We start from the raw sequence: 14465 nt of genomic DNA, 5'->3' as shown, positions 1-14465 counted from the left end.
GCACAATGGCCCCCATGAACGATGAGTCCGTCTCCGGGTCCTCCATCCGCCGCGCCGCAAGATTGGCGTCGGTGCCGTTGGCGGCGGGCGCCCGGGCGCTGAATCCCCGCAGCCGGGCGTCGAACCCCCGGAAGACGGCGGAGCAGTTGGCGGCGGTCCTCGGCGAGCTCAAGGGCGGCGCGATGAAGGTCGGGCAGGCGCTCAGCATTTTCGCGCCGATCCTGCCCGACGAGTTGGCCGAGCCGCTGTCCGGCACCCTGCGGTCGCTGCAGGCGGAGGCCCCTCCCCTGCCGGCGTCGTCGGTGCACCGGGTGCTGGACCGGCAGCTGGGCACCGCGTGGCGGACGCGTTTCCTGGAATTCGACGACGCCCCCGTCGCCGCCGCGTCCATCGGCCAGGTGCACAAGGCGGTGTGGGCCGATGGTTCGCCCGTGGCGGTGAAGGTGCAGTACCCGGGCGCCGACAAGGCCATCAAGGCCGACCTGCGCCAGTTGAAGATGGTCACGCCCATCCTGCAGCAGCTCGAAGCCGGCATGAACATGTCGGACCTGGTCGACGAGATCGCGGACAACGTCCTCGACGAGTTGGACTACCGCATCGAGGCCGACCACCAGCGCGCCTTCCATGCGGCGTTCGGCAGTGGGCGGGAGCCGCGGCTGCATGTGCCGAAGGTGTACGCGTCCGCACCGAAGGTGCTGGTCAGCGAGTGGGTGGAGGGCGTGCGCCTGGGCGAGATCATCGAGCACGGCACCGCCGAGCAGCGGTCGCGGGCGGCGGAGGCGCTGACGGTGTTCGAGTTCGCGTCGCCCGACCTGGTGCATCGCATGCACACGGACCCGCACCCGGGGAATTTTCTGCTTTCCGACGACGGCGTTCTGACCGTCATCGATTTCGGCGCGTGCATCCACGTGCCCGAGGGGTTGCCGCGGCCGTTGATCGAGCTGGTCGCGGCCGTCGTGGATGGCCGGCGGGAGGATCTGTTGGATCTCGCCGTGGAGCACGGGTACGTCACCGGCGGCAGGGAGAAGGAGTTGACGCCGGCGGAGGTCGAGGCGTTTCTGCTGCCTTTCGCGGAGCCGTTGTCGCAGGACGATTTCGTGTTCACGGTCGAGTGGCTGAAGCGGGTGATGGGCCCGTTCATGGATCCGATGTCGCCGCAGTCGAAGTTGGGCCGGAAGTTCGGGATGCCGAAGCGGTACATCATGATCCACCGCATCCTCGCCGGCGCCGTGGCGGTGTTGTCGCAGTTGGCGGCGCCGGCGCCGTATCGGCAGGTCATTGCGGAGCATTATCCCGAGATGGTGGGGTTGGGCCCCGCGCGGTAGCGTCGCGGGCATGCGGCCGCAGGAGTTGTACGCGCAGGTGGGCATGACCCATGAGGGGTTGTCCGGCATCGTCGACCAGGTCCGCCAGTTGGCGGCGTCGGCCGAGGTGTGGGACCGGCGGAAGCTGACGGTCGACGACTCCGCGGTGATCACCCCTTCCGAGGCCGTCGACGCCGTCGCCGAGGAGCTCCGCGCCTGCGCCGACGCCCTGGACCTGGCCATCGAGCACGTTGAGGCCGCCTGGTCCGCCAGTTCCCGCATCGGCGACGAAGGGTAGGCCGGCAAGTAGGGGCCGTGGGGTTCTTCTGACCTCCTCGTGGGGTTCTCCTTGGGCGGCCGTTTTACATCTGCCGCGGTTTTTCCCAGCAGGCGTCTCATCAGAACGGCACCGTCGGGTCCGGCCCCAACGGCCGCGGCGCCTCCGGCACCTCACATTGTTCGACGTCATCCATGCAGGGCCATCCGTCGTCTGCGGCATTGACCACCGCCCGCGCGTCCCCGGCCACCACCGGGTCCGGTGAATTCAACGGGCCGGCAACGAACTCCTCCACCTCCCGCTCATACGTCGCCATCTTTCTGGCGTGTTCCCGCAAGGCCGCATCAACCTCGGCTTGGTCCATCGCCTCCCGCGCCTCCGCCGCCGCGCGCATGCGCTTGTCGTTGTTGGCGCGGATGGTCTTCGCCAACCTCGCGGCCCGCTGATCGAAGGTCTGGCGTTTGATGTGGGCGATCGGACCATGCGGCACCGTCGTCGCCTGGGTTTCGCCGGTGTGGTCGCTCCACGTCACCGACGCGTCGTCGTGCATCACCGCATGCCAGTGGCGGGAGGTCTTGAGGTTGTGGTGGTGCTGGCACAGGCACTGCAGGTTCCACGTCGCCGTCGCACCCAGGCCATTGGTCTCGTTGCCGGCGACGACCCCACCGGCACGCTCATGGTCATGGCCGTGGCTGCAGCCGGTGTGGTCGCCCTGGTCATGGTCGTGGTCGCAGCCGCCATGGTCGCCGTGATCGTGGCTGCAGTGGTCATGCCCCTGGCCTGCGGTGTTGAACAGCGGGTTATTCACCATCGCGGCGTGGTCGAGGTTGGGGTCGTAGTTGACGACGTGATCGATCTGGCACTTATCCGCCGGCACCGAACACCCCGGAAACCTGCACCCACCATCCCGGCCACGCACCCTGGCCTTCTGCGCCTCGGTGGGCACATACCCACCCGTGACCGAATCACCCGACAACCGCACCGCGGTGGCGCGCTCCAACCACTGCTTCGTGACGTAGGTCGGCAACCACCCGCCACCGTCGAGCCACAACCGAAGCTCCCCCTCATCGGCGGCCGCACCATCGGCGTAGACGTTGAGGGTGACGTTCGCCCCGTCGTGGTCTCCTCGGCACAGGTGCATGAGCGCATCGGCGAGGGTGCAGGTCTCGCCGGCGTTGAGTTTGGTGTCGCGGATGGCGCGGACGGTGGCGTCGAACTCGGCCAGGCGGTCCTTGCGCAACACCACCTCCACGCACCCGTGATCACCGGGGGAGTCCCGGTCGGCGACGTACCCCTCCGAGGCGGGCTGTTCTGCGTCGTCGTCGGGTGGGGTGGAGATCGGTTCGATGTCGTCGACGATGCGGGCCAGGTGCCGGGCGAAGACCCTGATGCCGGGAAGGGCCTGGAAGTCCCGCCTGGGCGTGAGGTACTCCAGGAACCGGGTTTCTACTTCTTCGAGGTGGTCGTCGGTGACGGCGATGATGGCGGCGGCGATTTTCACCAGGTGCCCCATCGGCACCACACCGCCAGTACAGAACTGGCGGATGCGGGGCATGCGGTGGAGCATCACCCCGACGTCGCAGTACTGCATCGCCCGCACCTTGCCCGCACCGATGCGGGTGGCGATGGTCGCGGCGTGGGAATCGACGTCCGTGCCACCGTCGGGTGTGCAGGCGATGGCCATGTCGACTTCGGCGATGTTGCGCTCACGGGCCAGGCAGGCCAGCGCATCGTCGTCGCGTTCGGTGACCCACCGCTTGCGCGACAGGGCCTCCGATTCGGTCGACTGATGCGGCGATGCCCGCTCGGCAGACTGGGGCGACGAAGCCCCCTGCTGGTCGCCGGCCCCGCTATCCCGATCGGCCTGATCGGGGTGGTCTACGGGGTCGGGTGTGTCCCGCCCACCGTTGTCGGGTGGGTGGGTGCGTTGGTTGCGGTGGTGGTCCGGGTCGTTGTGCTCATCGTCGTTTGCATCGGATGGAACATGGTCGAAAGCCATGTCGATTCCCCCACGGTGGCGAAAAGAAACTGGAACTGGAAACTGCTCGCACTGCTTGGCGTTGCGCCTTGGAAGCCGGGCCCATTATCCCCATCCCGCTTCACCAAAGATGATACACGTGTTCGACCGATATCGCTCGAACATTGCGTCACGTTTGCGCTTCTTTTCGCACCACGGGACACTTTCGCACCACGCGGGGCGGTGCACTCGAGACTCGCACGAATCAGTGACTAGCGGCCGGCGGGCACGTACTGGATGCCATGTGTGTAGTCGGCACGTACTGGATGCCATGTGGGTGGCGGGTTGCGGTTGCCCGCAGGTCAGGAGAGCTCGCGCCCAGGTGGAGGCAGCGCAGTGCGGGTTGCAAAGGGCGAAGATCGGAGTTGTTGGCGGACCGTAGTTGCGGCGCTGGGCCGCGGGCGTGGGTCACGCGAGGTTGCGGCTTTGGCGGGGGCGGCGCCAGGGCACGGTCACTGGACACACCGGCCCCTCCCTGCCACACCGGCACGTCGCAAAGCAAGCACCCACGCACGCGAAAGGCCCGCGCCAACCGACGCCGGCGCGGGCCAGGGGGAACGGGCAGGGGCGCCGAAGCTACGCGGTGACGGCCTCGCCCAACGGCACATCGCCGTCGAGGAAGGCGATCTCGCGGGCGCCGCCGAGCTCGCCGAAACGACCCACCACATGCGCGATCATCGCCGCGACGGTGGCGCGGGCGGTGGTGCGCCCGACTCCCTCGGGCACCTCGGAATCGTCGCCGACGTACACGTTGCCGGCGGGCTCCTCGGTCAACGCACCCGGCTTCAGGATCACGTACCGCAGCCCCGACTCCCGCAGATGCTCGTCGGCGGCGGCCTTCGCGTCGGCGTAATGGACGAACGGGTTGTCCTCCGGCACGCCATGATCGCGGCGCGCGCCCCAATACGACACCATCACGTACCCCGCCTCGCGCGGGCAGGCGTCCATCGACGCGATAGCCGCGTCCTCGTCGACGGCCTTCGTCCGCCGCGGATCGCCCCCGCCGGCGCCGGCCGACCACACGACCAGATCCGTCCCCTCCAGCAGCGACGCCCACCCGCCGGCGTCCAACCGCTCGATGTCGGCGACGTGCGGCTCGGCGCCCGCCGCCTCCACCTCGTCGGCGTGATCCGGGTTGCGGATCACCCCGACGACCTCATGCCCCGCGGCCGACAGCAGCGGCAGCGCCCGCAGCGCGACTTTTCCGTGTGCTCCGATGACGTGGATTCGCATGGCCCCACGCTACCGACTTCCCCCGCTTCACGACGACGCGATCAGCGCCAGCAGCTGCGCCCCGAACCTCTCGAATTTCACGGGGCCGATGCCCGGCACCGCCAGCAGCTCCGCGGGCTCCGACGGGCGCGCCTCGGCGATGGCGGCGAGGGTGGCGTCGGAAAACACCACGTAGGCGGGCACGGACATCTCGCGGGCGGTTTCCGCGCGCCAGGCGCGGATGGTCTCCACCAGCTGCGGGTCGACGTCCGACGGGCACGCCGAGCACCGGCCGATGATCCGCTCCGCGTTCGTGGTCAGGCGCCCGCCGCACGTGCGGCACGTCGTGGGCTTCTTCTTGGCCGGTTGCGGGGGGGCGGCCGTCGCCAAGCCGGGGACGTCCAGCCCCTCCAGGAAGCGGCTGCGGCGCCGGGTGCGGCGCCCGCCCTCCTGCCGCGACAGGGACCACGACAGCTCGAGGTGCTCGCGGGCGCGGGTGACGCCGACGTAGAGCAGGCGGCGCTCCTCCTCGACGTCCTGCGAATCGTCGCCCTTCTTCAGCGCGTGCTGGATGGGGATGTTGCCGTCGGTCAGGCCGACCAGGAACACCGCGTCCCACTCCAGGCCCTTCGCGGCGTGGAGGCTGGCCAGCGTCACGCCCTGCACCGTCGGCGGCTGCTTCGCCTGCTGGCGGGTGCGCAGCTGGCCCAGCAGGCCCTCGATGCGCAGCTCCGGGTCGGCGTGGACCAGTTCCTCGCACAGGTCGGCCAGCGCGCCCAGCGACTGCCAGCGCTCGCGGGCCTGGGCGCCCTCGGGTTCCTCCTTGGTCAGGCCCAGCGGCACCAGCGTCTCGCGGACCAGGGCCGATAGCTTCCGGCCCCGCAGCGCCTCGCCCGTGGTGCCCGCCGAACCGTCGCCGTTGGTGGCCACGTCCGGCCGCCGCGCCACGCGGATCAGTTCCGCGACGGCCTGCTTGATTTCCGGGCGCTGGTAGAAGCCCTCGCCGCCGCGCACCTGGTACGGGATCGCCGCCTCGCTGAGCGCCTGCTCGAACACCGCCGACTGCGCGTTGACGCGGTAGAGCACCGCGATCTCCGACGCCGGGACGCCGGAGTCCATGAGCCTGCGGATCTGCCTTGCGACGACCCGCGCCTCCTGCGGTTCATCGTCGTACTCGGTGTAGCCGGGCTCGGGGCCGTCGGGGCGCTGGCCGACCAGCTTCAGCCGCGACCCCGCCAGGCGCCCCTTCGCCTTGCCGATGACCTCGTTGGCCAGGTGCACCACCTGCGGCGTCGAACGGTAGTCGCGCTGCAGGCGCACGACGGTGGCGTCGGGGAAACGGCGCGAAAAGCCCATCAGGTATTCCGGCGTGGCGCCGGTGAACGAATAGATGGTCTGGTTGGCGTCCCCGACCACGGTGAGGTCGTCGCGCTCGCCCAGCCACGCGTCGAGCACCCGCTGCTGCAGCGGGGTGACGTCCTGGTACTCGTCGACGACGAAGCTGCGGTACTGGGCGCGGAACTCCTCCGCCACCGCCCGCGAATTCTCCATCGCCCCGGCGGTGTGCAGCAGCAGGTCGTCGAAGTCGAGCAGCATGCCCTCGGGCGAGGTCTTCATGTCCTCGTACGTCCGGTAGGCCGCCGCGAGCTTGTCGGCGGGCACGGGGGCGACGCGCCCGCGCTTGTCGACGGCCGCCGCATAGCCCTCCGGCGTCACCAGCGACGCCTTCGCCCACTCGATTTCGCCCATGACGTCGCGGATGGTCTCCTTGCCGGAGTCCAGGCCGGTGGCGCGCACCGCCCGGGCGACGACGGAGAACTTGTTGTCCAGCAGCCGCCACGGCAGATCGCCGGCGACCTGCGGCCAGAAGTACCGCAGCTGCCGCAGCGCCGCGGAGTGGAACGTCCGCGCCTGCACGCCGGCGGTGCCCATCGCGGTGAGTCGGTCGCGCATCTCGCCCGCCGCGCGGGCGGTGAACGTCACCGCGAGGATCTTCTGCGGCTGCACGAACCCCGACCGGATCAGGTGGTCGATGCGGTGGGTGATGGTGCGGGTCTTGCCGGTGCCGGCGCCCGCCAGAATGCACACGGGACCCAGCGGCGCCGTGGCCGCCTCCAGCTGATCCGGGTCGAGGGAGATCGCGCCGCCGAAGGCGGGGTCACTTGCCGGCATCCGGATCGGATTCCTCCTTGAGCACGCGGCGGACGAAGAGCAGCCGGTCGCCCGGCTCGACGGACTCGCACTCCGGCGAGTCGATGCGGTACAGCTCGCCGGAGCGCACCACGCCCAGCACGATGTCCGCCAGGTGGCGCGGGTTGGCGCCGATCTCCTCCTCGGTGACCAGGCGCTCGGCGACCGAGAAGCCCTCGTCGGGGCTGAGCAGGTCCTCCATCATCTCCACGACGGAGGGGGTGACCGTGGCCAGGCCGAGCATGCGGCCGGCGGTCTCCGAGGAGATGACCACCTGGTCGGCGCCGGACTGGGTGAGCAGGTGCCGGTTCTCCGATTCGCGCACCGAGGCGACGATGGTCGCGCCCGGGGCGATCTCGCGCACCGACAGGGTCACCAGCACCGCCGTGTCGTCCTTGTTCGGGGCGACGACGACGGACCTCGCCCGCGGGACGCCCGCGAGTTTGAGCACGTCCGCCTTCGTCGCCGAACCGTGGACCGTGACCAGGCCGCGCACGCCGGCCTGGTCGAGCGCCCCCTGGTCCTTGTCCACCACGACGATCTCCGAGGGGTCGACGCCGTCGGCGAGCAGCGCCGCGATGGCGGAGCGGCCCTTCGTGCCGTAGCCGATGACGACGGTGTGGTTGCGCATTTGCTTCCTCCAACGCTGGATCTGCAGTGCCCGGCGGGACTCCTCCGTCAGCACCGTGAGGGTCGTGCCGACCAAGAGGGCCAGGAACACCACGCGCAGCGGGGTGATGATCAGGATGTTCAGGATGCGGGCCCGCTCCGTCACGGGCGTGATGTCGCCGTAGCCCGTCGTCGACAGCGACACCGCCGAGTAGTACAGCGCGTCGACGAAGCTCAGCGGCTCCGTGTAGCCGCCCTTGTCCAGGTAGACGACGATCGCCGCGATGAGCAGCATCGCCAGCGCGTAGCTCAGGCGCCGCACGATCAGCCGCCACGGCCCCCTCCGCGCCGCCTCCGGCATGCGGATGACGCCCAGCAGGGCGTGATCCGGAAGATCGTCCAGCTCGATGTCGGCGCCGAACCGATCGCGGATCTTGTCGCGCATCGTCAGCCACCTTTCCTCGTCGTGTCCGCGACGAGCTCTCGCATCGCCTCGTCCAACTCTAGCCGGTCGGGCAGATCCCGCCCGGCCGGTTCCACGGTCTCGTCCTCGGCGATGTAGTGGAACGCCGCGCGCACGTCTTCGGGTGCGATGTCCTCCCCCATCGCGCGGCGCCGGTCGGCCCAGGCGATGCGGTACACGGCCAGCTGCAGCGCCGCCTGCCGGGCCTTTTCCCCGACCGGCCGCCGCCCCGTCTTCCAGTCGACGACCATCCACCGCCCGTCGATCCGGAACACCGCGTCGATGCGCCCGACGATGCGCCGGCCGCCGACGCCGATGTCGAACGGCTCCTCCACGAAGGCCGGCGTCAGATCCGCCCACCGGCTCCCCGCGAATTTCTCCTTCAGCTTTTCGACGGCCACGTCCGCGCCTTCGCCGTCTCCGTCGATTGCGGCGAACAGGTCGTCGTCGTCAAGCAGAACCGCGGAACCGAAACGGTTCTCCAGCCACGCGTGGAAAGCCGTGCCGCGGCGCGCGAAGCGGTTCGGCTTGTACGGCAGGGGCCGGGCGCGGCGGCGCGCGAAGGCCGCCGGGTCGGCGCGCAGGGCCTGGTACTCGCTGGTGGACAGCTGCACCGGCATCGGCACCGACACCGCCTCGGCGCGGGCGCGGCGGCGTTCCTCCAGGAGCATGGAGACTTCGTCGTCCCACACGCGGGAGATGTCGCCGTCGATGGGTTCGGACCCGTCGGGTTCGCCGGCGCGCACCAGCTCCGCGGCACGTTCGAGCACGGCGCGGCGCGCGGGGTCCGGGGCGGCGGGCCAGGCGACGCCCTCCGCATCGGGGATGGGCAGGGGTTCGCCGGGGGCCTCGCCGACCCACGTCTCCACCGCGTCCGGGCGCAGCGCGCGCAGCGACTCCAGGTGCGCCGACGGGCCGTCGGGCTTCTTGCGGCCGGGCGTCATGCGCTGGCTGCCGGACACCAGCAGCGTGTCCTCCGCGCGGGTGACGGCGACGTAGAACAGCCGGTCGGCCTCGGCGACCTTCGCCGCGCGGTACTCCGCCCTGTGCTCGTCGAGGGCCGCCGCCAGCTCGCTCTGGTTCTCCGCCGCCGAGGTGTCCAGCACGGGCGCGCCGTCGCCGGACTCCCCCTCGGCCACGGCGTCGGAGGGCAGCAGCTGCGGCTTGGTCAGCCACGTGTCCACCATGACGTCGTCGTAGACCGACGCGCACACGTGGGGCACCGCCACGACGTTCCATTCCAGGCCCTTGGCCTTGTGCACGGTCATGATCTCCACGCGGTCGCCCTTCATCCGCGTCTTGCCGGGCTCCAGGCCCTTGTCGTGGGCGGCCGCGCGGTCCAGGTACCCCAGGAACGCGGTCAGCTCACCGCCGAGGCGCCGCGAGAAATCCGCCGCCACCTCGGTGAACCTGTCCAGGTGCACGGTGCCCGCACCGCCGCCCGCCGCGGCCTCCACGCGGATGCCGAACGCCTCCTCGATGTCCGCGATGAGCTCCGGCAGCGGCTTGCGCAGCGAAAACCGACGCAGGTTGCGCAGCGCCGCCGACAGTTCGGCGATGCGCCGGGAGCCCTCCTCCGAATAGCCCGGCGCGGACTCGCCCTCATCGCGCAGCGCGGGGTCGGCGACGGCGTGGCCCAGGCCGGTCGGCGGGGTCGCCCGTTCCCGCGCCACCGCCGCCAGATCGGCGTCGAGGGCGGACAGGGGGCCGTCGACCTCCTCCTGCGGTTCGTCGTCGTCGCGCGCGTACCGGGCGAGCTGCCGGGCGCGGCGGCCGAGCGCGGCGATGTCGGCGGCGCCCAGGGGGGCGCGCGGCCACGTGAGCATCCGCAGCATCGCCCGGTCGTCCGCCGGGTCCGCCAGAACCCGCAGGCAGGCGATGACGTCGAGGATCTCCGGCAGCGTCAGCAGCCCCGCCAGCCCGACGATTTCGGCGGGCACCCCGGCGGCGGTCAGCGTGTCGAGGATCGCCGCCGAGTGCTTGTTCTTCCGCACCAGGACCGCCGCGGTGATCGGCCGGCCCTCTTCGCGGGCGGCGCGGAACTCCTCCGCCATGTGGCCGGCGACCCACTCCAGCTCCTCGTCGGCCGTCGCGTGCAGGGCCAGCCGCACCGTGCCCCGGCCGGCGCCGCGCCGCGGGGTCAGCTCCTCGACCGTGCGCGGGCCGGCGCCGAACGCGCGGGCGGAGACGTCGTTGGCCAGCTCCAGCACCGACGACGGGTTGCGCCACGACGTCAGCAGCTGCTTCTTCTCCGCCGGGCGGCCGTCGGGCCGGGGGAAGTCGGTGACGAAGCGCGTCAGGTTCGCCGCCGTCGCGCCCCGCCATTCGTAGATCGCCTGCATCGGGTCGCCGACGGCCGTGACCGCCGTGCCCGCGAACAGCGCCCGCAGCAGCACGCGCTGGGCGTGCGAGGTGTCCTGGTACTCGTCGAGCATGACCACGCGGAACCGCCTGCGCTCCGCCGCGCCGACCTCCGCGATGCCGTCGGCCAGGCGCGCGGCCATGGCCATCTGCCTGCCGAACGTCACCGCCCCCTCTTCCTCGTGCCGCCGCCGCAGCTCCCCCACCAGCGGCAGCAGCGCGAGCCGGTCCCGCTGCGCGCGCAGCGGCGCCTCCAGCTTCGAGTGGAGGTCCCTGCGCTGCCGCGGGGCCTTCGGCGTCTGCACGATGTTCGCGATGAACGCCTCCGTCTGCTCGCGCACCTCGTCGACCGACGCGAGGTTCGAGTCGATTTCCTCGGACAGCGTCATCAGCTTTCCGACGAGGTCGGCCACGCCGAGTTCCGTCTCGATGGAGCCCCGGTCGCGGACCAGTTCCCACGCCATCTGCCACTGCGTCGCGCCGTCGAGGACCTCCGCGCCGGGTTCGGCCGGCAGCAGCAGGCCGTACTCTCGGACCAGGGACCCCGCGTAGGCGTCGTAGGTGGACACCTCGGGCGCGATGACCCGCAGCGCCTCGCGGACCTCCGGCGATGCGACGCGGTCGAAGGCGCGGCTGGCGGCCAGCGCGGCCAGGCGCTCGCGGATGCGCTGGCCCAGCTCGCGGGCCGCCTTGCGCGTGAACGTCAGGCCCAGGACCTCCTCGGGCCGCACGAAACCGTTGGCCACCAGCCACACCACGCGGGCGGCCATGGTCTCGGTCTTGCCCGCGCCCGCGCCGGCGACGACGAGCAGCGGCTCCGGCGGGGCGCCGATGACCTCCGCCTGCGCCTCGGTCGGCTGATGCGGCTGCCCGATCATGCGGGACAGCGTCACCGGATCGATGGTCATCGGATCCCCTCCTTCGCCGGGCACGCCAGGCGCACCCCGCAGTGGTCGCAATGGCGCCCCGGCGTGGCCAGGGCACCGGGGCCGCGCAGGGCGCCGGCGACGCCGAGCACCGTGCCGCGCCACTGCGCCAACCGTTCCGGCGTCATCTTGGACTGCACCCGCACCGCGGGCCCGGTGGCGCCGGCCTTGCGCGGGTACACGAGCTTTCCGCCCGCGACGTCCACATCCCCGCTCTCGGACAGCGCCAGCTGGTACGTGGCCAGCTGCGGATTCGCCTCGGCATCGGCGGCCGACGGCACGCTCGCGCCCGTCTTCACGTCCACGATGGTGCGCCCGCCCTCGGGATGCTCCTCCAGCCTGTCGATGCGCCCGGCGATCACGGCGTCGTCGCCGAGCGGCACGCGGACCGGGACCTCCGTGCCCACCGCCCGCGAGCCCGCGGCCCACTCCGCCCACGCCGCGACCGCCGCGGCCCAATCGCGGCCCATGGCCTCGATGCGCCAGGCGGGCTCGTCGACGATCTCCGGCAGCGCGCGCAGCAGCGACTGGGTCGCGTCCTCGGCGGACACGCCCTCCGCCATGGCCTCGACGACCCGGTGGAAGGCGGTGCCCAACGCCATCTGGTCCGACGACGACGGCTGCTCCAGCAGCGCCCGCAGCGGGCACTCGAGCACCTTGCCCACCTTCGACGGGCTCACCCGCACCGGCGCCGCCTCCACCGGCGCGTCCGTGCTCGGGTCGGCCAGGCCCCACCACTGCGAGGGGTCGGCCCCCGGCACGCCGTCGGCGGCCAGGCGCGCCAGCTGGCGGGCGGCCTGCGCCCTGCGCACCGGGCCCGCCTCGTCGGACAGCACCGCCGCGCGCAGCTCGGCCAGCAGCGAATTCACCGACAGCACGCGGGAGACGTCCTCGGCGGTCTCGGGCACCGGCGCCTCGGCCACCGCACCCGTCTTCAGTTCGACGTCCTCGCCGAGCTCGCGGAGGAAACGGCTGGGCTCGCCCTCGTCGTCCGGCGCGTCGACGGCGGTGACCAGCAGCCGGCGGCGGGCGCGGGACACCGCCACGTGGAACAGGCGGCGTTCCTCCGCCAGCCGCTCCGCCGCGTGCGAGACGGGCGTGCCGGGCTCGATGCCCTCGTCGAGCAGGTCCACCAGCTCGCCCTGGCCGACCACCGAGCCGGTCCGCCCCAGCGACGGCCACGCGTCCTCCTGCACGCCGGCGACGGCGACCGCCTCCCACTCCCGGCCCAGCGCCGCATGCGCGGACAGGATGACCACGGCCTCGCGGTCGGCGCCCCGGCGGTCGCGGGCGCCCGTCGGCAGCTCATGGGCGGCGATCTCGCGGACGACGCCCGCGATGGTCACCGAGGGGTCGCCCTCGACGAGGTCGCCGAGGAAGTCGAAGAACGTCATCACTCCGTCGAGGTCGCGGTCCGCCGCCGACCCCGCCGCGCCGCCGCGCAGCGACGCCGCCATGAGGTGGTCGGCCAGGCCCGAGGACTCCCACAGCGCCCACGCGACCGCCTCCGCGCCCTCGTCCCGCGCGGCGCGGCCGGCGTCGAGAATGCGCAGAGGTCCCGCCAAAACGTCGCGCTCGCGCTCCGGCAGGCCGGCGATCAGCTCCTCCTGCTCCGGGGTGCGCTCCTCCGCCGCGAGCAGCCCGATGATGCGGTCCATCGCGCGGCCGCCGGCGAGGTGCGCGCGGCGCACGCCTCGGATGAGGCGGGTGAGCGTCACCGGGTCGGCGTTGCCGAGCGGGCCGGTGAGCAAGCGCTCCCACTCCGACGGCTCCAATCCCCCGTCGACCGCGCGCAGGGCCAGAACCAGCGCGGCGACCATGCGCTGCTCGCCGAGCACGACGTCGGTGGGGTCCATGCGCACGGGCACGCCGGCGCGGGCAAGGGACCTGTGCAGCGCGGACTCGCCCGCACCCGAGCGCACGAGCACCGCCATGTCCTTCCACGCCACGCCGTCCTCGAGGTGCGCGCGGCGCAGGAAATCGGCGATGGTCGCCTTTTCTCCCATCCCCGTGTCGTGGACGACGACGCGGGCAACCGGACGCTCCCCCTCGGCCCGCATGCCGCGGATGCCCCGTTCCGGCGGCGACCCCGGCAACCGCGCGGACACCCGATTCGCCGCCACGGCGATCTCGGGCGTCGCCCGCCACGAGGAATGCAGCACGATGCGCCGTTCGGGATCCGCCACCGAATCGAGGAACGCCGAATCCGCGCCGCGGAACCGCAGCACCGACTGGTCGTGGTCGCCCGTGACCACGGCGAGGTCCGTTCCCGGCAGCAGCCGGCGGATCAGCTCCGCCGACTGCGGGTCCAGATGCTCGGCGTCGTCGACGAGGAGCACCCGGATCCCGGCGGCGTCCACCAGCGACGGGTCTTCGTCGATGGCCGCCACCGCCGCCGACACCAGCTCGGCGGCGTTGAGCTCCTCGTGCCACGACAGGCGCATCACCCGCCGGTACTCGCGCAGGAACTTCCCCGCCGCGACCCACTCCGCGACGCCGTGGCGACGGCCGAGCTCCTCCAGCTCGTCCGCGCCCACCCCGCGCTCGGCGGCGCGCAGCAGCAGATCCCTCAACTGCCGGGCCATGCCCCGCATGCGCAGCGCCGGGACCAAACGCTCCGGCCAATACGCCCCGCCGGCATCGGCGTGCCCCGCCAGCAGCTCGCGGATCACGGCATCCTGCCGCGCGCCCGTGGCCAACGACGGCTCGGGACGGCCCGCGCGCACGGCGGCGGCGCGGACCAGCGCAAAAGCCATCGAATGCACTGCGCGTACCATCCCGCCCGAGCCCGCGCCGGACGACCGCGGCAGCCTGCGGGCGACGTCATCGCGCAACCGCGACGCGGCCTCCTTCGACGGCGCCAGCACCTGCACGGAATCCGCCGGCCACCCCGCCGCGACATGCGCCACCGCCAGGTCCGCCAGCAGCGACGACTTGCCCGTGCCCGGGCCGCCGACGACCTGCCACGCGGCCCCCGGCACCTTCAGATCCGCCAGGCGATCGTCCCCCGGGAACAGCGCCGCGACCGGCCCCTCCCACGTCCGGCGGGCCGGCGGTTCCGGCTCGGTCAAGCGCACGGCGGGCATCTGATTCATGGCAGCATCAT

Annotated in this window: 8 protein-coding genes; 2 read left to right on the top strand and 6 right to left on the bottom strand. The window is 72.1% G+C overall.

What is annotated here, in order from left to right; genetic code table 11:
* The first annotated feature begins 14 nt into the window (after positions 1 to 14).
* Entirely contained in the window at positions 15 to 1325 is a 1311-nt protein-coding gene (locus CHAN_RS02895) for an ABC1 kinase family protein (RefSeq protein WP_290291550.1), read from the top strand.
* A 10-nt stretch (positions 1326 to 1335) separates the two neighbouring features.
* Positions 1336 to 1602, top strand: a complete 267-nt coding sequence (locus CHAN_RS02890) for a hypothetical protein (RefSeq protein WP_290291548.1) — start codon at positions 1336 to 1338, stop codon at positions 1600 to 1602.
* Between the two features lie 100 nt (positions 1603 to 1702).
* On the opposite strand, the gene CHAN_RS02885 is transcribed toward CHAN_RS02890, so the two are convergent.
* The 6 genes from CHAN_RS02885 to CHAN_RS02860 all read right to left on the bottom strand — a co-directional run bounded on the left by CHAN_RS02885 (position 1703) and on the right by CHAN_RS02860 (position 14454).
* Positions 1703 to 3580, bottom strand: coding sequence for a hypothetical protein (locus CHAN_RS02885; RefSeq protein ID WP_290291546.1), 1878 nt, complete (start codon positions 3578 to 3580; stop codon positions 1703 to 1705).
* Positions 3581 to 4174: 594 nt separating this feature from the next.
* Positions 4175 to 4831 carry an NAD(P)H-binding protein gene (locus tag CHAN_RS02880; protein ID WP_290291544.1) on the bottom strand — a complete coding sequence of 219 codons (657 nt, stop codon included), beginning with the start codon at positions 4829 to 4831 and terminating at the stop codon, positions 4175 to 4177.
* A 27-nt stretch (positions 4832 to 4858) separates the two neighbouring features.
* Positions 4859 to 6982, bottom strand: a complete 2124-nt coding sequence (locus CHAN_RS02875; RefSeq protein ID WP_290291543.1) for an ATP-dependent DNA helicase UvrD2 — start codon at positions 6980 to 6982, stop codon at positions 4859 to 4861.
* Positions 6969 to 8054 carry a potassium channel family protein gene (locus tag CHAN_RS02870; RefSeq protein ID WP_048742986.1) on the bottom strand — a complete coding sequence of 362 codons (1086 nt, stop codon included), beginning with the start codon at positions 8052 to 8054 and terminating at the stop codon, positions 6969 to 6971. The genes CHAN_RS02875 and CHAN_RS02870 overlap by 14 nt, the downstream gene beginning before the upstream one ends.
* Before the next feature lie 2 nt (positions 8055 to 8056).
* Positions 8057 to 11341: an ATP-dependent DNA helicase gene (locus CHAN_RS02865; RefSeq protein ID WP_290291537.1), complete on the bottom strand. Its 3285-nt coding sequence runs from the start codon at positions 11339 to 11341 to the stop codon at positions 8057 to 8059.
* On the bottom strand, positions 11338 to 14454 hold the full coding sequence (locus tag CHAN_RS02860; RefSeq protein ID WP_290291535.1) for an ATP-dependent helicase: 3117 nt from the start codon (positions 14452 to 14454) through the stop codon (positions 11338 to 11340). The genes CHAN_RS02865 and CHAN_RS02860 overlap by 4 nt, the downstream gene beginning before the upstream one ends.
* Positions 14455 to 14465: the final 11 nt, after the last annotated feature.

This window comes from Corynebacterium hansenii, assembly GCF_030408795.1.
Classification (GTDB): Bacteria; Actinomycetota; Actinomycetes; order Mycobacteriales; family Mycobacteriaceae; genus Corynebacterium; species Corynebacterium hansenii.
This window is presented reverse-complemented; position numbering and strand designations above follow the sequence as displayed.